Here is a 17,536-nt window from a genome sequence, read left to right on the forward strand (position 1 = left end):
CTTCTCGGGAAATGTTGCAGTGGAGGGAGGGCTCAGTAGTCCTCGCCCGGCCAGTACAGGCGCATCGGGTTGGCCACGAGGAGCTTGTGCTGCAGTTCCGGCGTGGTGGCCACGTGGGGAATGTGGTCGACGAGGAGCCCGTCGTCGGGCATGTGGTCGGTGAGATTGGGGTGGGGCCAGTCGCTGCCCCAGAGCACCGAATCCGGGAACTCCTCGACTACTCGTTGACTGAAGGGCACGACGTCGGTGTAGGCGTTCTGTTCGCCGTTCAGCGCCGGCGGGCCGGTGACGGTGAGCCGTTCCGGGCAGCTGACCTTCACCCACGCCTCGTTACGCGCGACGAAGCTCAGGAATCGGCTGAACTCCGGCCCGTCGACAGGTCGAGTGACGTCCGGTCGTCCCATGTGGTCCACCACCAGCGGGGTGGGCAACGTGTCGAAGAAACCCTCCAGGCCTTCCAGGTCGGGGCCCTCGAAATAGATGACGATATGCCAACCCAGGGGGGCGATCTTCCGCGCGATGGTGGTCAAGTCGTCCTTCGGGGTGCCCTCGACCAGTCGCGGAAGAAAGTTGAACCGCACTCCTCGCACGCCCGCCTCGTCGAGTCGGCGCAACTCGGCGTCGGTGATGTCGGGGCGGACCGTGGCGATGCCGCGTGCCCGGCCGCCGGCCGCCCGAACGGCGTCGACCATCGCGCTGTTGTCCGATCCGTGGCAGGTCGCCTGAACGATGACGTTGCGACTCATCCCCAGGTGATCACGCAGCGCGAAGAGTTGATCCTTGCTCGCATCGCACGGGGTGTACTTGCGTTCGGTCGCGAAGGGGAACTGGGCGCCGGGCCCGAAAACGTGGCAGTGGGCGTCCACCGATCCCGCCGGCACCTCGAAGCGCGGCGTGGATGGGTTCTGGTACCAGTCCAGCCAGCCCGGGGTCTTGGTGAAAGGTCCGGTCCCCGCCAGTAGTGCGGAGGTACTTCCCTGGAACGCGCGTCGACTCAGATCCGACATAGTTTCTTTCTCCTTGGCATCCTGCACAATGCGTCAGCAGTGCGGCCGTTGTGTCCATGTTGACCGGAAATCCCTGCGGGCCAACGAGTACCGACGGCACCGCATCGCTCGCGCCCGAATCGGCGCGGCGCCGCGGCGCCGAACGAAACAGCCGGCATGGCACTCCTCACAGCGATGATCCGATCGCGTGACTCAGGTCACTCGGCACATAACCTATACGATCCGCCACGATCTCCACAACCTTCTCGTCGTGAAAAATGAGTACGTGATTGTTGACAATTTGGTCGGCAATATGCGCTACTTGCTACCGGGCGAGGTGCCCCCGTCCACATCTCGGACAGCGAGGAAAGGAATCTCTCATGGCACATCAGGTAGAACCGGCCCTGCTGGTCGTCAGCGCCCACGCGGGCGACTTCGTCTGGCGGGCCGGCGGCGCCATTGCCGCCGCCACTGCTCGCGGCGAACGCGCGAAAGTCGTGTGCCTGAGCTACGGCGAGCGCGGTGAATCCGCTCGGGCATGGCGGGACGGCAAGTCGCTCGAGGAGATCAAGGACATCCGGCGGGGAGAAGCGGAAGCGGCCGCGTCGGCACTGGGAGCGGAGATCGAGTTCTTCGACGCCGGCGACTACCCGCTGCTGCCCTCGCCGGAGTTGGTCGACCGCTTGGTGCACGTCTACCGCGACGTCAATCCGACTGTCGTGCTGACCCATCCGCTGATCGACCCGTACAACGCCGACCATCCCGCGGCCGCCCGAATGGCGCTCGACGCCCGCATCCTGGCCCAGGCGATCGGGTACCCCGCCGAGGGTGAGCCCCTGGGCGCCCCGCCGGTGTTCTTCTTCGAGCCGCACCAGCCCGAACAGTGCGACTTCAAGCCGAACGTGCTGATCGACATCACCGACGTCTTCCCGCAGAAGCGCAAGGCGATGGAATCCCTTGTGGCGCAGGAACACATGTGGACCTACTACACCGACCTCGCGCGACGGCGCGGTGTCCAGGTCAAGCGCAACGCCGGACCGAACCTCGGCTTCAGCACCGACACGATGGGTGAGGCGTACGTGCGGTACTACCCGCAGGTGGCGGAGGTGCTGTCGTGAAAGACCCCGTGATCCTCACCGACCCGGCCAAGACCCCCCTCGACACGGTCGACGCCCTCGCCGAGTTCGGCACCGCGACGGTGCACGAGGCACAGGGGCGTACCGGCCTCGCCGGCCCGCAGTTCCGGCCCATCCAGTCCGGCGCCCGGATCGCCGGCACCGCCGTCACCGTCCTGTCCTGGCCCGGCGACAACCTGATGATCCACGCCGCCATCGAACAGTGCAGCGCCGGCGACATCCTGGTGGTCACCACCAACTCCCCCTCGACGGACGGCATGTTCGGCGAACTGTTCGCCACCGCCCTGCAGGCGCGGGGTGTCCGCGGACTCGTCATCGACGCCGGCGTCCGCGACGTCGCCGAACTGAACGAGATGGGCTTTCCCGTGTGGTCCACCGCGGTGTCCGCGCAGGGCACGGTCAAGGCCACCGCCGGCGCGGTGAACATCCCCGTGACCCTGGGCCTCGTGTCCGTCGACGCGGGCGACGTCGTGGTGGCCGACGACGACGGTGTGGTCATCGTGCCCCGCGCCACCGCCGCCGACACCGTCGCCGCCTCCCGCGCCCGGCTGGAGAAGGAAGAGGCTGCGCGACAGTCCTTCCGCGCCGGCGAGCTGGGCTTGGACCGGTACGGTCTGCGTCCGGTCCTCGACTCCCTCGGCGTGCGGTACCTGTCGCAGAAGCAGTACCGGCTGGAACAGCAGGAGACGCTGTAATGGGCGGCATCGCCTGCACGTGGATGCGGGGCGGTACGTCCAAGGGGGCGTTCTTCCTCGCCGCGGATCTCCCCTCCGACCTCCGCGAGCGGGACGATCTCCTGCTGCGCGTCATGGGCTCCCCCGATCCCCGTCAGATCGACGGGATCGGCGGCGCCCACCCGCTCACCAGCAAGGTCGCGGTGATCGGCCCGTCGGATGATCCGCGCGCAGACGTCGACTACCTGTTCCTGCAGGTTGCGGTAGATCAGGCCCTCGTGTCGTCGGCGCAGAACTGCGGCAACATCCTCGCCGGCGTCGGCCCGTTCGCCGTCGAACACGGCCTGGTGCCTGCCGATTCCGAGCACACGAGTGTCCGGATCCGGATGGTCAATTCGGACGGCTTCGCCACGGCAACGTTCCCGACACCGGGCGGGCAGGTCGATTACACCGGCAGCTGCGAGATCGCCGGAGTGCCCGGCGCCGCCGCCCCGATCAGCATCGCGTTCTCCGGCACCGCCGGCTCGACCTGCGGGACGCTGCTCCCGACCGGCCGCGTCGTCGACACCATCGACGGAGTGGACGTCACCTGCATCGACAACGGCATGCCGACGGTCCTGATCGCTGCCGCCGATCTCGGGGTGAGCGGACACGAGAGCCCCGCGGACCTCGAGGCCGACACCGACCTGGCCGACCGGCTCGCCCACATCCGGTCGCAGGCAGGCAAATTGATGGGCCTCGGCGATGTGTCCACCACGACCGTCCCCAAGATGACCTTGGTCGCCGCCCCGCTCGGCGACGGCACCCTCGACACCCGCACGTTCATCCCCGTGCGGTGCCACACCGCCATCGGCGTGCTCGGAGCGCTCACCGTCGGCACCGCGGTCCGGATCCCCGGATCGGTCGCCGATCGACTCAGCCGTCACCGCGACGACGGCGTCGTCCGCATCGAACACCCCACCGGGTACTTCGACGTCGACATCGACCTGACCTACACCGGTGACGCCGGCGTCGACATCCGCCGCGCCGCCGTGATCCGCACCGCCCGCACCCTGTTCGACGGCACCGTCTACCCCCGGCCCGCCGGCCCCCACACCGAGGACAACTCATGAGCACCGACGACGCCCGCTTCGACATCGCCCACCTCGGCTACGTCGAACTGTTCACCCCGACCTTCGACGAGAGCAGGTGGTTCTTCACCGAACTGCTCGGGCTGCGCGACGTCGCCGCCGACGGCGACAGCGTGTACCTGCGTTCGTGGGACGACTACCAGCACCACTCCCTCAAGCTCACCGCCCACGACACGTCGGGCATCGGGCGGCTGGGCTACCGGACGTCGAGTGCTGCGGCACTGGAACGCCGTGTCTCGGCGATCGAGGCCGCCGGCCGCGGCATCGGGTGGCGCGACGGTGATCCCGGAATCGGCAAGACCTACACGTTCGCCGACCCCGACGGTCACCCGATGGACCTGTACTGGGAGGTCGAGAAGACCGCTCCTCCGGCGGAGTTCGCGCCGGCGCTGAAGAATCAGGCCGAACGCTACCCGGGGGCACCCGCCACGGTCCGCCGCCTCGACCACGTGAACTTTCTCGCCGCCGACGTCGAGACCAACGGAACCTTCGTCCGGGACGTCCTCGGCGGCCGTCCCACCGAACAGATCCGGCTGAACACCGGCAAAATCGCCGGACAGTGGCTGACCTTCACCAACAAGAGTTACGACGTGGTCTACACCGAGGACTGGACGGGCAGCAACGGGCGTCTGCATCACATCGCGTTCGCCACCGACACCCGCGAGGACATCCTCCGCGCCGCCGACGTCTTCCTCGAAAACGGCGTCCACATCGAGACCGGACCCCACAAGCACGCCATCCAGCAGACGTTCTTCCTCTACGTCTACGAGCCGGGCGGCAACCGCATCGAGTTCTGCAACCCCGGAGCGCGGCTGATCCTCGATCCCGACTGGGACGTCATCGAATGGACCGAGGCCGAACGGTCGAAGGGTCAGGCGTGGGGAATGAAGACCATCGAGACGTTCCACACCCACGGCACCCCACCCGTTCCGAGCACCCACTGAGACACGGGACGCACCGTCGAAAGGGACCGACATGACCGACGACATCACGGGCGGCGAATCGCACGCGACCGTCCGCACCGACCGGCCCGAACGGTACGGCAAACAACTCGTGTCCCACCTCGGCCGCCGCAACGGCGGAGAGTGGACACCGGACACACGATCCGGCTGGATCGACCTGGCCGGCGGCCGCGCCACGGTGACCGCCGGAGACGGCGAACTACACCTGCACCTCGTCGCCGAATCCGGCGAGCTGCCCCGACTGGAAGACGTCGTCGGAAGGCATCTCGTCAGATTCGGCGAACGTGACGGTCTGACCGTCGGATGGGTAAGGGACGGTCAGGTGCCGACGTAGGCCGCGAGGTGCTCGCCGGTGAGGGTGGAGCGGGCGGACACCAGATCCTCCGGCCTGCCCTCGAACACGATCCGGCCGCCGTCGTGGCCGGCGCCCGGGCCGAGGTCGATGATCCAGTCGGCGTGCGCCATGACCGCCTGGTGATGCTCGATGACGATGACCGACTTACCGGAGTCGACGAGCCGGTCGAGCAGTCCGAGCAGCTGTTCGACGTCGGCGAGGTGCAGGCCGGTGGTCGGTTCGTCGAGGACGTAGGTGTCGCCCTTGTCGGCCATGGCGGTGGCCAGCTTGAGCCGCTGCCGTTCGCCGCCGGACAGCGTGGTGAGCGGCTGTCCGAGGCTGAGGTAGCCGAGCCCGACGTCGGCGAGCCTCTGCAGAATCTTGTGCGCCGCCGGGATCCGTGCCTCGCCGGAACCGAAGAACTCCTCGGCCTCGGCCACCGGCATCGCGAGCACTTCGGCGATATTCCGGCCGCCCAGCGTGTACTCGAGCACCTCGGCCTGGAACCGCTTCCCCTCGCACTCCTCGCAGGGGGATTCGACGGTGGCCATCACACCCAGGTCGGTGTAGATGACACCGGCGCCGTTGCATGTGGGGCACGCGCCCTCGGAGTTGGAACTGAAGAGCGCCGGCTTCACGCCGTTGGCCTTCGCGAACGCCTTGCGGATCGGCTCGAGCAGCCCGGTGTAGGTCGCCGGGTTGCTTCGCCGGGAACCCTTGATCGCGCCCTGGTCGATCGACACCACGCCGTCCCGCCCGGACACCGAACCGTGGATCAGCGAACTCTTGCCCGAGCCCGCCACTCCGGTCACGACCACCAGCATGCCGAGTGGAATGTCGACGTCGACGCCGCACAGGTTGTGGCTGTCTGCGCCACGCACCTCGAGCGCCCCCGACGGTGTGCGCACCGACTGCTTCAGCGACGCCCGGTCGTCCAGATGCCGCCCGGTGAGCGTGTCACTGGAACGCAGACCCTCGACGGTGCCCTCGAACACCACCTGACCACCCTCGGTGCCGGCGCGCGGTCCGAGGTCGACGACGTGGTCGGCGATCGCGATCGCCTCCGGCTTGTGCTCCACCACCAGCACCGTGTTGCCCTTGTCGCGCAACTGCAGCAGCAGGCCGTTCATCCTCTGGATGTCGTGCGGGTGCAGGCCGATGGTCGGCTCGTCGAAGACGTAGGTGACATCGGTGAGCGACGAACCGAGATGCCGGATCATCTTCGTGCGCTGCGCCTCTCCACCGGACAGGGTGCCCGACGGCCGGTCGAGGGAGAGGTACCCCAACCCGATCTCGGTGAACGAGTCGAGGAGATGTTGCAGCCCGGTGAGCAGCGGCGCCACCGACGGTTCCTTCAGGTCCCGGACCCAGTCGGCGAGGTCGCTGATCTGCATCGTGCAGACGTCGGCGATGCTCTTCCCCTTGATCTTCGACGATCGCGCCCCCTCGCTGAGTCGGGTGCCGTCGCAGTCGGGGCAGGTGGCGAACGTGATCGCCCGCTCCACGAACGCGCGGATGTGCGGCTGCATGGCGTCGACGTCCTTGGCCAGGAACGACTTCTGGATCTTCGGGATCAGACCCTCGTACGTCACGTTGACGCCCTCGACCTTGATCTTGGTCGGCGGCTTGTAGAGCAGGTCCTGCAGTTGCTTCTTCGTGAACTTCGCGATCGGCTTGTCCGGATCGAAGTAGCCGCAGCCCCGGAAGATGCGGCCGTACCAGCCCTCCATGCTGTAGCCGGGGATCGTCAGCGCGCCCTCGTTGAGCGACTTGCTGTCGTCGTAGAGCGCCGTCAGGTCGAAGTCGGTGACCGAGCCCCGGCCCTCGCATCGCGGACACATGCCGCCGGTGATGCTGAAGCTCCGCCGCTCCTTCGTCTCCTGACCGCCGCGCTCGATGGTGACCGCGCCCGCGCCGGAGATCGACGCGACGTTGAAGGAGAACGCCTGCGGCGAGCCGATGTGCGGCTTCCCGAGCCGGCTGAACAGGATGCGGAGCATCGCGTTGGCGTCGGTGGCGGTGCCGACGGTGGAGCGGGGGTTCGAGCCCATCCGCTCCTGGTCGACGATGATCGCCGTCGTCAACCCGTCGAGTACGTCGACGTCGGGTCGCGCCAGTGACGGCATGAAACCCTGCACGAAGGCGCTGTAGGTCTCGTTGATCATCCGCTGTGACTCCGCGGCGATCGTCGCGAACACCAGCGAACTCTTGCCCGAGCCGGAGACACCGGTGAACACCGTCAGCCGGCGCTTCGGAAGCTCGACACTGACGTCCTTGAGGTTGTTCTCGCGCGCGCCGTGCACGCGGATGAGATCGTGACTGTCAGCAAGGTGCAGATCCGGCGACTCCGAGTTTTCCCGTCGCTTCGCTCGCCCCGTCGTGCCCGTCTTCGTGCCCGTGCCCATCCTGTCTCCCTCTCTTGGGGCGGAGCCGCCTTCGCGGTCTCCGTCGGCGTCGATCAGCGCAGTTCCTGGATACGAACCATGTTGCCCGCGGGATCACGGAAGGCGCAGTCACGGACTCCGTACGGCTGCTCGGTCGGCTCCTGAACGACCTCCGCGGAGTCGCTGGCCTGCAGCTTCTCGAAGACGCCGTCGAGATTCCTGGTGGCCAGGTTGATGGCAGCGTAAGTGCCCTTGGCCATCATCTCGGTGATGGTGCGGCGCTCGTCGTCGGTGATACCGGGGTCGGCGGCCGGCGGATGCAGAACGATGGACGTGCCGGGCTGGTCGGCCGGGCCGACCGTGATCCAGCGCATCCCGTTGTATCCGACGTCGTTGCGGACCTCGAAGCCGAGAGTGTCGCGATAGAAGGCCAACGCGGCGTCCGGGTCGTCCTGCGGGAGGTAGGTCTGGTGAATTGTGATGTCCATGGGATCACGATAATTACGAATCAGCGACCTGCGCTTCTCGATTCCTGATCGGTCTCGTGACCTGTTTCGCCACGCACGACGGAATGCCCGCCGTCGCGTCCGCCTCCTGGCGCCGGTAGGTGCTGGGCGGGACCCCGGTCAGCTCGGTGAACCGCGTGCTGAAGGTGCCCAGCGACGAGCAGCCGACCGCGAAACACACCTCGGTCACGCTGAGGTCACCACGACGCAGCAGCGCCATCGCCCGCTCGATGCGCCGCGTCATCAGGTACGAATACGGAGACTCGCCGTACGCTAGCCGGAACTGACGGCTGAGGTGCCCGGCCGACATGTTCACGCCACGGGCGAGCGACTCGACGTCCAGCGGCTGCGCGTGCTCCCGATCGATCCGGTCGCGGACGCGGCGCAGCAGCGCGAGGTCGCGTAAGCGCTGGTTCTCAGCGGTACTGCTCGTCACAAACGAGATCGTGCCACGTCGAACCGGAGTTGCCTAGCGTCACTCGCCCCGCGCTCACGCTCCTCACGCCGGGTCGGGTGTTGCGCCTCGGCAGTGGTCGACGAGCGAGACCTGTTCGTCCGGGGCCGGCAGCCGGTCCCGCTCGGCACCGTCCAGGTGGCGAGCTTCCACTGAACCCAGCTGCTCCCAGTAATTCTCCGACCGCGCCAGCGGAGTCCGCCGAAAGTCCATGCGTCGCCCTCCCTGGATTGCCAGGTCCAGTCGTTGCCTGGGGCACCCGGGCCGCCGCGACCGTCACCGCGTCGCCGCGGCCCGCCACCCCTCCGCACCGAGTCTTCCCCGCACCGCGAAGCCGAGACAGGGCCGTTCGGCCCTACCACCACGAGATCGGGCAGCGCCATCGACGGCTGCCCCCGAAATCAGTAATGTTGGATGGCATCCGGCCGTCTCACGCGGCCACGCTTCCGGAGCGCCTCGATCACCGAGGAGGAGCGGATGACCGAGATCGATACCTCGCACGAGCAGTGCCTCGTCGACTCTCTACGGGCACGCGACGAGTCGGCGTTCGCCGAACTGGTCGACCAGCACACACCGATGATGCTGCGCGTGGCGCGGGGATACGTGGCCAGCGCCGAGGTCGCGGAAGACGTCGTCCAGGAAACCTGGATCGCCGTCCTCCAGGGCATCGACAGATTCGAAGGCCGCTCCACCCTCCGCACCTGGTTGTTCCGGATACTCGTCAACATCGCCAAGAAACGGGGAGTGCGGGACCGGCACGATCTCGACGCCGCGCTGGCCGCCTACACGGGCAGCGCCACCGTGGACCCGTCCCGGTTCCTGCCCGCATCCTCCCCGGAGGATCCACACCACTGGGCGACTCCGCCGACCAGCTGGCCGGAGACCCCCGAGGGGTCGGTCCTCGGTGCGGAGGTACTCGACGTCGCCGGCCGCGAACTCGAGCACCTACCCGACCGCCAGCGGATCGTGGTCGTTCTGCGTGACGTCCTCGGCTACGACGCCGAGGAAGTGTCCGCGATGCTCTCGATCACCCCGGCGAACCAGCGGGTGCTGCTGCACCGGGGTCGCGCGCACGTGCGCCAGGCCCTCGAGGATTATCTTGGAACGGGAGCGTGAGACATGGAAGACATGGACTGCCAGGACCTCGTCGAACTCGTCACGGCCTACCTCGAGAATGACATGGATCCCGACGCCCGGGTCCGATTCGAAACCCATCTGGGCGAATGCCCGGGATGCGCCACCTATCTCGAACAGATCGAGCAGACGGTGCACACCCTCGGCGCGCTCCCCCCGGACGAGCTCGATCCGGCGTTGCGGGACCGCCTGCTCGCCGCGTTCCGCAAGTGGCGTTGACGGCGGGAAACTCGCCGCAAAAATAATGTCCGGCAGGGTGTAACGTTTCGCGCCCTCACAGACACCGTTCGAGTAGCCGTGAACGTTGGGTTCGCGGCACTCGGACAGGAATTCAGACCATGAACGCCACACATTCGCACCAAGACGACCGACGCACCCACCGCGGCTCGCTGCGGAAGCGGATCGTGACCGTGGTGGTGGCTGCAGCCGCATTCGGCGTCCTTCCCGTCGGCGTCGTGGGCGCGGTCGCCCCGGCCGCGGAACACCCGGTCGCCGCAGTGGCCGCCCCTGACACCGGCCGCGACATCCCCGGCGGCAACGACGATCGGACCCGCGATCGGCAGCGCGACCAGCGGCAGGAACGCCGGTCCGAGAACATGCCCACCGATCAGGTCCCGATCGTCTGGAACGTCCCAATCAACTGAGTTTGCATACCAACTGAGGGGCAGCATCTTTCGCCACACCCTCGGCTCGGCACCTCCGCCGGTCGGCAATCGGCGGGGCTGCTGTCGCCCTTCGTTCACCGCTGTGTGTTATTCAAGGCTCATGACTGCGTCGTCGATCGATCCGCCCGTAGGAGCCACCCTCTCAGCCATCCGGGCCGTCGCACCCAAGCTGGCTCCGAGCGAGCGTCGGGTGGCGGACGTGTGCGTGGAGCGTCCGCAGGATGTTGCGTGGTGGTCGGCGGCCGATGTCGCGGAACACGCAGAGACATCGACTGCCACCGTGATTCGTGCGTGCCAGAATCTGGGTTTCAAGGGGTTCCAGCACTTACGGATGTTGCTGCTACGGGATCTGGGGTCGGCCGATACCGGATCGGGGGGAACACCCGCCCACGAAGAGAACGGCACCGGACTGGTGCGGGCTGTGTTCGCCGAGCTGGCGACGGATCTCGCCGGCGCCCTGGCACCGCTCGACGAAGACTCGTTCGAGCGGGCGGTGACGGCGCTCGCGGAGGCGGAGCGGGTGCTCGTTGTCGGCAACGGAGCGTCCGGACCGTCGGCGGCTGCCGTGGCCGTGCGGTTCATTCTCAACGGCCGCCACGCCGAGGCGCCGTCCGACGCCGTGATCCAGCAATTGACTGCCGGGCGCCTGACCTCCCGTGACGTGTGCCTCGCGGTGAGCGACAGCGGGTTGAACTCGGTCACCCTGCGTCCGGTCGAGGCCGCGCGGGCAGCGGGGGCCACGGTCATCGGCGTCACCAGCTACGCCCGTTCGACTCTCGTGGAGAAATCCGACATCGGACTGGTCATCGGCGGCGGTACGGGACCGTGGGGTGGACTGGGCGCATCGGCCACGGTAGTGCAGCTCGCGTTCCTCATCAGCCTGCAAATCGCTGTCTGCCGGGCGCGGGGGGACTCGGCCGAGGCAGCGGCAGAGTCGTTCAAACAGATTGTGCCGCTGATCTATCCGTGATGGCATCGTGCTACAGCCGTTGCGCGAAGCATCACCGCTGATTGGATCGCCATTTGCCCGCCATTAACCTGACCCTGGCTAACTACCGATGTAACGAAATTCCCCGTCTCGTCGAGATTGGGTAACGTCATTTCATCGGGAGAGGCCAATGGGCAGGATTCGGATCGAGAATCTGAGTCGAAAGTTCGCAGATTTCACCGCCGTCGACAACATCGACCTCGACATCCGGGACGGCGACTTCCTGGTCCTCCTCGGGCCCAGCGGATGCGGAAAGACCACGCTGCTGAGGATGCTCGCGGGGCTGCTCGCGCCGACCAGCGGACGGATCCTGCTCGACGACGACGACATCACCGCGGCGCCCTCCCGCCGCCGGGACGTCGCGATGGTTTTCCAGAGCTACGCGCTCTACCCGCACCTCAGCGTCGCGAAGAACCTCGCGTTTCCGTTGCGTGTCAAAAAGATGCGCAAGTCGGAGGCAGCGGAGCGCGTCGATGCCGTCGCCCGGCAACTCGACATCGCGCACCTGCTCGACCGAAAGCCGAAGGAACTGTCCGGTGGCCAGCGGCAGCGCGTTGCAGTCGGGCGCGCGATCGTGCGTGACCCGAAGGCGTTCCTGATGGACGAGCCGCTGTCCAACCTCGATGCGAAGCTCAGGACCGCGACGAGGCGCGAGCTCACCGACCTCCATCGTCGCCTCCGCGCCACATTCGTGTACGTCACCCACGATCAGGTCGAGGCGATGACGATGGCGACGCGGATCGCGCTGCTGAACAACGGCGCACTCGAACAGGTCGGAACACCCGAGGACGTCTACGACCGGCCGGCGTCCGTGTTCGTCGCAGGTTTCCTCGGCAGTCCCGCGATGAACCTGCTCGACGCACGCGTCCGCACCGTCGACGGCACTGTTGTCGCGTCCGCCGAGGGCGTGACCGCACCGCTGTGGCGTGGACAGACCGACGGCCGCGACGTCGTCCTGGGCATCCGGCCGGAGCATCTCCGTGTCGCCGACCCTGTGGATCATCCCGGGGTACGGCTGTCGGTCGACGTCACGTCCGTCGAGAATCTCGGCAGCGAGCAGGTCGCGTACTGCGAGGTCGGGGGTGCCACGGTCTGCGTGCGCGCACCGCGACCGATTGCACTGCGCGCCCATCGATCCGCCGCCCTGACCGCGGATCCCGCCCACGTGCACCTCTTCGACCGCGCGACCGGACGCCGCCTGGAATGGGTCGACGTCCCGGAACTCACCGACTCCGACTTTGCGGCCCCCACGGCTGTGGACCACTCTCCCGAAACACTTTCCGCAACAGGAGCAGCGTGATGCGTAGACCGATATTTACTGTCGTCGTAGTGGCGGCCGTGGCCGCCGCTCTGACCGGCTGTGCCACCGGCGGAGCCGCGCCGGGCGCCTCGGGCACCGGCGCACCGGTCCCGGAACTGTCTCCCGACCAGCAGGTCGACATCGTCTTCGAGTCGTACAACCTCCAGCAGGCCGGGCTCTGGTCGGACACGATCAACGGCCTCGTCGCCGACTTCGAGACGCAGCACCCGAACATCCACGTGAAGGCCCAGCCGCCGCAGGGCAGCGGCACGGCCGGCGCCGGAACCGCGAGTAGTGTGCAGACGCAGATGCTCGCCGGCTCGCCCCCCGATGTGGCCCAATTGACCTTCGACACCCTCGATTTCGCCGTCAACGAACTCGGCGCCCAGTCGCTCGACGGACTGTTCGGAGCCGAGGCCGTGGACGCGACGTTCAGTGGAGAGCATCCGTTCCACCCGCGGGCCGCGACCCTCGGCGACTGGGACGGCGAAACGTACGGCATCCCGTACGTGTTCTCCACACCCACCCTCTTCTACAACGCGACCGCGCTCACGAAGGCCGGGCTGCCCGCCGACGCCGACCTGTCGACGTGGCCGAAGGTGGCGGCTGCCGCCAAAGCCGTGACCGCGGCGACGGGCAAGCCGGCGCTGTCCGTGTCGTGCTCGGTCAAGGGCGGCAACTGGTGCATGCAGGCGCTGTTCCGCTCGGCAGGCGGCGATGTGCTGTCACAAGACCGCAAGACCATCGAATTCGGCGAGCCCGGTGCGGTGTCGGCGGTGACCGCGTTGCGGCAGATGTACGACGACGGCGTCCTCGCCAACCTCGACTCGACCACCCAGTACGAGAGTTTCGCGAAGGGCGACGTGGCGATTCAGCTGCAGACGTCGGCTCTGCAGGGGATGTTCATGAAGTCGGCGGCGACTGGCGGCTGGGACCTGCGTGCCGCGCCGATGCCCGCCTTCGAGGGTCACGCCGCGGTGCCCACCAACTCGGGATCCGCTCTGTTCACGTTTTCCCAGGATCCGGCGAAGCAGCGCGCGTCGTGGGAGTTCATCAAGTTCATGACGAGCGACCATGCGTACACCGAGATCTCCAGCAAGATCGGCTACCTTCCCCTGCGCCCGTCCCTCACCGAGGATCCGGCATCGCTGAAGGATTGGGCCGACGACAACCCCCTCCTGGCACCCAATCTCGGTCAGCTCGACAGGCTCGAGGCCTGGGAATCTTACCCCGGCAACAGTTATGTGCAGGCCGACGACATCCTCGGCCAGGCGGTGGAGGACGCGGTCTACTACGGCAAGGATCCGGCCGCCACCATGCAGGCGGCGCAGCAGCGCGTGCAGGAACTCATTCAGTAACCACCTCCGACAGAACGAGACACCGACACAATGACCAGCACTCTGCCTGCGTCGACGAATCATCGACGCCTGAATCTGACCGGCACCTATAACTTCCGCGACCTGGGCGGTTTCCCGACTGATACGGGGACCACCAAGTGGAACAAACTGTTCCGGTCGGACGCGCTTCACCAGCTCGACCAGCCGGCCCGCGACCTGCTCCGGAAGCGGAGACTCGCTCTCGTCATCGACCTCCGCGAACAGCAGGAGCTCGACGACAGCCCGAGCGCACTCGACGGCGTCGGACACCGGGTGGAACACCTGCCGGTGTACGAGGGCGAGATCGACCTCGACGGTGCGAACTTCGACCTCGCGGACGTCTACCGCGACATGGTCGAGAACTACGGACATCGTTTGACCCGCGCCGTCCGCGCCATCGCCGCCTCGGGCGACGACCCGACCGTCGTGCACTGCACCGCGGGAAAGGATCGCACCGGGCTGGTCGTCGCTCTCACCCTCGCGGCGGTGGGTGTCGATCAACGGGACATCGTCGCCGACTACGCGATGTCCGAGGTCCTGCTGGCCGGCGACTGGGCGCTCGGCATGGCCGAGAAGATGCGCGGCCGCGGCCTTCCCGACGGCGTGGACGTCGATCACCTGGTCGGCGCCAGCCCGGCCGTGCTGATGCGCACGACCCTCGACTCCATCGCAGCCGCGCACGGCGGCGTCCGCGACTACCTCCTCGGCCACGGCATGACCGAACGTGAACTCGACGACCTGCGCGGCGCACTCGTCGCCTGACACCCACTTCCACAGGAGAGACCTCATGTCCCAGTACGGGGAACCCGACCATTACATCCTGCATGTGAGCGACACCCACTTCGTCACCGACGGCGCCCTGCTCCACGATTCGGTCGACAGCGACGCCAACCTCTCCCGGCTGTTCGAGCGGCTCGAGAAGGCCGGCCGGCGACCCGAGGCCATCGTGTTCACCGGCGACCTCGCCGACAGGGGCGAGCCCGAGGCGTACGGACGCCTGCGCCGGATCGTCGAGCCCGCCGCGGAGCGCCTCGGCGCGAAGGTGATCTGGGTGATGGGCAACCACGACGCCCGGCCCGCCTTCCGGAGCGGCCTGCTCGACACCGAACCCACCCAGGACTCGGTCGACGCGGTCGTCGATGTCAACGGATTGCGGATCATCGTGCTGGACAGCACCGTTCCGGGTTTCCACCACGGCCTGATCAGCGACGAACAGCTCGCCTGGCTGACGGACGTCCTGGCCGAACCGGCACCGCACGGCACCCTGCTCGCCCTGCACCATCCGCCGGTGCCGGGCCTGCTCGACGCCATCGAGTCGGTGGAGCTGAAGGAACAGCACCGGCTCGAGACGGTGCTCGCGGGAACCGACGTCCGCGGAATCCTCGCCGGACACCTGCACTACTCCACGACGTGCACATTCGCGGGCATCCCGGTGTCGGTGGCATCGGCCACCTGCTACACCCAGGATCTGCTCGTCGACGAGGGCAGCATCCGCGGTCAGGACGGCGCGCAGGGTTTCAACATGGTGCACGTCTACCGCGACCGTGTCCTGCACACGGTCGTCCCGCTCGACGTGTCCCCCACCGTGTACGAAATGACTGCGGACGATATTCGGCAGTCGATCGAGCAGCTCACGGCGCCCGGCGTCTGATGTTCGTCGAAGTTCCAGCCGCTACCCCCGCCGGCCACGCGGAGACACCGACGGTTCCGTCGCGGGCGGGGCGGGTCCGACGCGGTCTCGCGCCGTACCTGTATCTCCTGCCCGCCGTCGTTCTGCTGATCGTGTGGATCTACAAACCGCTCGGGGAGACCATCGGCCTGTCGTTCTACAAGTGGAACATGGTGCCCACCAGCCCGAAGGTTCCGGTGGGAATGGACAACTACGTTCGCGTACTGTCACTGCCCGAACTCCATCAGGCACTGCGGAACACGATTGTGTACGTCCTCGCGTTCATGGTGTTCTCGTTGCTGCTGCCGATGGTCGTCGCGCTGCTGTCGAACCGGGTCGCCGGACGGTGGAAGACGCTCTACCAGGCCCTGATCTTCGTCCCGTTCCTCATCACCCCGGTGGCCGGCAGCGCGATCTGGCGGTGGCTGTTCAATCCCGAGGGCGGCACGATTCCCCGGGTGACCGCAACCCTGGGGTTCGAGTTGGGCAACGTCTTTCGAGAACCCGGCCTCGCGATGCTCGGTGTCGTGCTGATCGTCGGGTGGCAGATGCTCGGCTTCGGTGTGCTCGTCATCTCCGCCGGACTGGCCGGAATCAATCCCGACTACGCGTCGGCGGCGGCCCTCGACGGCGCGTCGCAAGCGACCATCACCCGCAAGATCACCCTGCCGCTGCTGTCCCCGACGCTCGTGTTCCTCGGCCTCATGACGATTCTTCTGGGGGCGCAGTGGGCGTACCCGATCATCGACATCGTCACGCAGGGAGGTCCGAGCGGTGCCTCCACCAACATCTACTACCTGCTCTACCAGTTCGGATTCCAGAATTTCGACGCAGGACTGTCGGCTGCTGCGGGAACCCTGTTCTTCCTGGGCTTCGGATTGATCGCAGTCGTGTTCGTTCGTGTGTCGGACCGGCTGAGCTTCTACGACAACTAGGACACCCCATGGCATTTGCACTCGTCGATGCGCCGGCCCGATCGTCCACCGCCGCTGCCCCGACCCGCGATCCCGGCGACGCCCCGGGCGCCATTCGTTCCCGCAGCCGGGTGGCGACCGGGCACGTGGTTCTCGCTGCCGTCACTGTGTTCAGTATCTTCCCGGTGTACTGGATGTTCGCCACCGCGTTCCGCCGTCCCGAGGACTCCCTGTCCGTCAGCCCCGTGCCGTCTCCGTTCAGTCTGGACAACTTCCGCTACGTGTGGGAGACCATTCCGATGGCGTCGATGCTCGTCAACACGTTCGTCATGGCGTTGGCGATGTCCGTCAGCCAGCTTCTGGTCGCGATCCTGGCCGCCTACGCGTTCGCGCGGTGGTCCTTCTTCGGGAAGCAGGTGTTGTTTCTGCTGTTCGTAGGATCGTGGCTGGTGCCGTTCCAGGTCACCATGATTCCGAACTACCTTCTCATCTCACAGATGGGTCTGCTGAATACCGTTGCCGGGATCGTGATCCCGAATCTGTGTTCGGCGTTCGGTGTTCTGCTGATGCGCCAGCACATGGAGGCGTTTCCGCGAGAGTTGCTCGATGCCTCCCAGATCGATGGCCAGAACTCGTGGGCAACCCTGTGGAAGGTGTTGCTGCCCAACATGAGACCGGCACTCGCGGCACTGGGTATCATGTTGTTCATCTCGGCATGGAACGAGTACCTGTGGCCGTCACTGATCATGCGCCAGTCGAATGCGGTCGTCCAGATCGGAATTCGCGGTTTCCTCGGCGCGGAAGGTAACAACTGGGGCGCTGTGATGGCCGCGTCCGGTCTCGCCTGCCTCCCCATCTTCCTGATCTACCTGTTCCTCCAGCGCTACGTGCGCGACGCATTCGTCCGCTCTGGCCTCAAATGAC

General features: G+C 66.9%; 20 protein-coding genes. 15 read left to right on the forward strand and 5 right to left on the reverse strand.

Annotated features, from left to right (window positions below):
* Positions 1 to 32: 32 nt before the first annotated feature.
* Positions 33 to 1,007 (reverse strand): amidohydrolase family protein, encoded by a 975-nt coding sequence (locus ACNJ7E_RS17060; RefSeq protein ID WP_418340495.1) that lies wholly within the window; start codon positions 1,005 to 1,007, stop codon positions 33 to 35.
* A 359-nt stretch (positions 1,008 to 1,366) separates the two neighbouring features.
* Here ACNJ7E_RS17060 and ACNJ7E_RS17065 point away from each other — a divergent pair, with 359 nt between their 5' ends.
* From ACNJ7E_RS17065 to ACNJ7E_RS17085, 5 genes are read left to right on the forward strand one after another with little or no spacing between them, the layout of a single operon-like run.
* Positions 1,367 to 2,104, forward strand: coding sequence for a PIG-L deacetylase family protein (locus ACNJ7E_RS17065; protein WP_280782785.1), 738 nt, complete (start codon positions 1,367 to 1,369; stop codon positions 2,102 to 2,104).
* Positions 2,101 to 2,817, forward strand: a complete 717-nt coding sequence (locus tag ACNJ7E_RS17070) for a 4-carboxy-4-hydroxy-2-oxoadipate aldolase/oxaloacetate decarboxylase (protein WP_418340496.1) — start codon at positions 2,101 to 2,103, stop codon at positions 2,815 to 2,817. The genes ACNJ7E_RS17065 and ACNJ7E_RS17070 overlap by 4 nt, the downstream gene beginning before the upstream one ends.
* Positions 2,817 to 3,908 (forward strand): 4-oxalomesaconate tautomerase, encoded by a 1,092-nt coding sequence (locus ACNJ7E_RS17075; RefSeq protein ID WP_418340497.1) that lies wholly within the window; start codon positions 2,817 to 2,819, stop codon positions 3,906 to 3,908. The genes ACNJ7E_RS17070 and ACNJ7E_RS17075 overlap by 1 nt, the downstream gene beginning before the upstream one ends.
* The gene (locus ACNJ7E_RS17080) at positions 3,905 to 4,870 is read left to right on the forward strand and encodes a VOC family protein (protein WP_418340498.1); all 966 of its coding nucleotides are present in this window, start codon (positions 3,905 to 3,907) and stop codon (positions 4,868 to 4,870) included. The genes ACNJ7E_RS17075 and ACNJ7E_RS17080 overlap by 4 nt, the downstream gene beginning before the upstream one ends.
* Before the next feature lie 31 nt (positions 4,871 to 4,901).
* Positions 4,902 to 5,222 carry a DUF2218 domain-containing protein gene (locus ACNJ7E_RS17085; protein ID WP_418340499.1) on the forward strand — a complete coding sequence of 107 codons (321 nt, stop codon included), beginning with the start codon at positions 4,902 to 4,904 and terminating at the stop codon, positions 5,220 to 5,222.
* Here the strand turns inward: ACNJ7E_RS17085 and ACNJ7E_RS17090 are convergent.
* The 4 genes from ACNJ7E_RS17090 to ACNJ7E_RS17105 form a co-directional block, all read right to left on the reverse strand.
* Positions 5,207 to 7,627 (reverse strand): ATP-binding cassette domain-containing protein, encoded by a 2,421-nt coding sequence (locus ACNJ7E_RS17090; protein ID WP_418340500.1) that lies wholly within the window; start codon positions 7,625 to 7,627, stop codon positions 5,207 to 5,209. The two genes, ACNJ7E_RS17085 and ACNJ7E_RS17090, sit on opposite strands and share 16 nt — an antisense overlap.
* A gap of 53 nt (positions 7,628 to 7,680) precedes the next feature.
* Entirely contained in the window at positions 7,681 to 8,094 is a 414-nt protein-coding gene (locus tag ACNJ7E_RS17095) for a VOC family protein (protein WP_005260756.1), read from the reverse strand.
* Positions 8,095 to 8,107: 13 nt separating this feature from the next.
* On the reverse strand, positions 8,108 to 8,548 hold the full coding sequence (locus ACNJ7E_RS17100) for a helix-turn-helix transcriptional regulator (RefSeq protein WP_005260757.1): 441 nt from the start codon (positions 8,546 to 8,548) through the stop codon (positions 8,108 to 8,110).
* Positions 8,549 to 8,611: 63 nt separating this feature from the next.
* Positions 8,612 to 8,779, reverse strand: a complete 168-nt coding sequence (locus tag ACNJ7E_RS17105) for a hypothetical protein (RefSeq protein ID WP_009476923.1) — start codon at positions 8,777 to 8,779, stop codon at positions 8,612 to 8,614.
* Positions 8,780 to 8,980: 201 nt separating this feature from the next.
* On the opposite strand from ACNJ7E_RS17105, the gene ACNJ7E_RS17110 reads away from it, so the two are divergent.
* The 10 genes from ACNJ7E_RS17110 to ACNJ7E_RS17155 all read left to right on the forward strand — a co-directional run bounded on the left by ACNJ7E_RS17110 (position 8,981) and on the right by ACNJ7E_RS17155 (position 17,535).
* Positions 8,981 to 9,682: an RNA polymerase sigma factor gene (locus ACNJ7E_RS17110; RefSeq protein ID WP_418340501.1), complete on the forward strand. Its 702-nt coding sequence runs from the start codon at positions 8,981 to 8,983 to the stop codon at positions 9,680 to 9,682.
* 12 nt (positions 9,683 to 9,694) lie between these two features.
* Positions 9,695 to 9,919 (forward strand): anti-sigma factor family protein, encoded by a 225-nt coding sequence (locus ACNJ7E_RS17115; RefSeq protein ID WP_280782878.1) that lies wholly within the window; start codon positions 9,695 to 9,697, stop codon positions 9,917 to 9,919.
* Between the two features lie 119 nt (positions 9,920 to 10,038).
* Positions 10,039 to 10,344, forward strand: a complete 306-nt coding sequence (locus ACNJ7E_RS17120; protein ID WP_418340502.1) for a hypothetical protein — start codon at positions 10,039 to 10,041, stop codon at positions 10,342 to 10,344.
* A 121-nt stretch (positions 10,345 to 10,465) separates the two neighbouring features.
* Positions 10,466 to 11,335: a MurR/RpiR family transcriptional regulator gene (locus ACNJ7E_RS17125; protein WP_418340503.1), complete on the forward strand. Its 870-nt coding sequence runs from the start codon at positions 10,466 to 10,468 to the stop codon at positions 11,333 to 11,335.
* Between the two features lie 148 nt (positions 11,336 to 11,483).
* A complete protein-coding gene (locus ACNJ7E_RS17130; protein ID WP_418340504.1) occupies positions 11,484 to 12,653 on the forward strand; it encodes an ABC transporter ATP-binding protein in 1,170 nt (389 codons plus the stop codon).
* Positions 12,653 to 14,011, forward strand: coding sequence for an extracellular solute-binding protein (locus tag ACNJ7E_RS17135; RefSeq protein WP_418340505.1), 1,359 nt, complete (start codon positions 12,653 to 12,655; stop codon positions 14,009 to 14,011). The genes ACNJ7E_RS17130 and ACNJ7E_RS17135 overlap by 1 nt, the downstream gene beginning before the upstream one ends.
* 30 nt (positions 14,012 to 14,041) lie before the next feature.
* Positions 14,042 to 14,791: a tyrosine-protein phosphatase gene (locus tag ACNJ7E_RS17140; protein WP_418340506.1), complete on the forward strand. Its 750-nt coding sequence runs from the start codon at positions 14,042 to 14,044 to the stop codon at positions 14,789 to 14,791.
* Positions 14,792 to 14,816: 25 nt separating this feature from the next.
* A complete protein-coding gene (locus tag ACNJ7E_RS17145; RefSeq protein ID WP_418340507.1) occupies positions 14,817 to 15,680 on the forward strand; it encodes a phosphodiesterase in 864 nt (287 codons plus the stop codon).
* The gene (locus ACNJ7E_RS17150; protein WP_418340508.1) at positions 15,680 to 16,633 is read left to right on the forward strand and encodes a carbohydrate ABC transporter permease; all 954 of its coding nucleotides are present in this window, start codon (positions 15,680 to 15,682) and stop codon (positions 16,631 to 16,633) included. The genes ACNJ7E_RS17145 and ACNJ7E_RS17150 overlap by 1 nt, the downstream gene beginning before the upstream one ends.
* An 8-nt stretch (positions 16,634 to 16,641) precedes the next feature.
* Complete coding sequence (locus ACNJ7E_RS17155; protein ID WP_418340509.1) at positions 16,642 to 17,535, forward strand: carbohydrate ABC transporter permease; 894 nt, start codon at positions 16,642 to 16,644, stop codon at positions 17,533 to 17,535.
* Position 17,536: the final 1 nt, after the last annotated feature.

The sequence above is a fragment of the Rhodococcus mengyinensis genome, from assembly GCF_048381435.1.
Lineage (GTDB): Bacteria > Actinomycetota > Actinomycetes > Mycobacteriales > Mycobacteriaceae > Rhodococcus_F > Rhodococcus_F opacus_D.

Bases quoted from the DNA above. Each gene is read 5' to 3' on its own strand.
- ACNJ7E_RS17120 (WP_418340502.1), top strand. From the start codon at position 10,039: ATGAACGCCACACATTCGCACCAAGACGACCGACGCACCCACCGCGGC.
- ACNJ7E_RS17060 (WP_418340495.1), bottom strand. From the start codon at position 1,007: ATGTCGGATCTGAGTCGACGCGCGTTCCAGGGAAGTACCTCCGCACTA.
- ACNJ7E_RS17115 (WP_280782878.1), top strand. From the start codon at position 9,695: ATGGACTGCCAGGACCTCGTCGAACTCGTCACGGCCTACCTCGAGAAT.
- ACNJ7E_RS17130 (WP_418340504.1), top strand. From the start codon at position 11,484: ATGGGCAGGATTCGGATCGAGAATCTGAGTCGAAAGTTCGCAGATTTC.
- ACNJ7E_RS17110 (WP_418340501.1), top strand. From the start codon at position 8,981: ATGGCATCCGGCCGTCTCACGCGGCCACGCTTCCGGAGCGCCTCGATC.
- ACNJ7E_RS17145 (WP_418340507.1), top strand. From the start codon at position 14,817: ATGTCCCAGTACGGGGAACCCGACCATTACATCCTGCATGTGAGCGAC.
- ACNJ7E_RS17105 (WP_009476923.1), bottom strand. From the start codon at position 8,779: ATGGACTTTCGGCGGACTCCGCTGGCGCGGTCGGAGAATTACTGGGAG.
- ACNJ7E_RS17080 (WP_418340498.1), top strand. From the start codon at position 3,905: ATGAGCACCGACGACGCCCGCTTCGACATCGCCCACCTCGGCTACGTC.
- ACNJ7E_RS17075 (WP_418340497.1), top strand. From the start codon at position 2,817: ATGGGCGGCATCGCCTGCACGTGGATGCGGGGCGGTACGTCCAAGGGG.
- ACNJ7E_RS17065 (WP_280782785.1), top strand. From the start codon at position 1,367: ATGGCACATCAGGTAGAACCGGCCCTGCTGGTCGTCAGCGCCCACGCG.
- ACNJ7E_RS17085 (WP_418340499.1), top strand. From the start codon at position 4,902: ATGACCGACGACATCACGGGCGGCGAATCGCACGCGACCGTCCGCACC.
- ACNJ7E_RS17125 (WP_418340503.1), top strand. From the start codon at position 10,466: ATGACTGCGTCGTCGATCGATCCGCCCGTAGGAGCCACCCTCTCAGCC.
- ACNJ7E_RS17090 (WP_418340500.1), bottom strand. From the start codon at position 7,627: ATGGGCACGGGCACGAAGACGGGCACGACGGGGCGAGCGAAGCGACGG.
- ACNJ7E_RS17140 (WP_418340506.1), top strand. From the start codon at position 14,042: ATGACCAGCACTCTGCCTGCGTCGACGAATCATCGACGCCTGAATCTG.
- ACNJ7E_RS17150 (WP_418340508.1), top strand. From the start codon at position 15,680: ATGTTCGTCGAAGTTCCAGCCGCTACCCCCGCCGGCCACGCGGAGACA.
- ACNJ7E_RS17135 (WP_418340505.1), top strand. From the start codon at position 12,653: ATGCGTAGACCGATATTTACTGTCGTCGTAGTGGCGGCCGTGGCCGCC.
- ACNJ7E_RS17155 (WP_418340509.1), top strand. From the start codon at position 16,642: ATGGCATTTGCACTCGTCGATGCGCCGGCCCGATCGTCCACCGCCGCT.
- ACNJ7E_RS17095 (WP_005260756.1), bottom strand. From the start codon at position 8,094: ATGGACATCACAATTCACCAGACCTACCTCCCGCAGGACGACCCGGAC.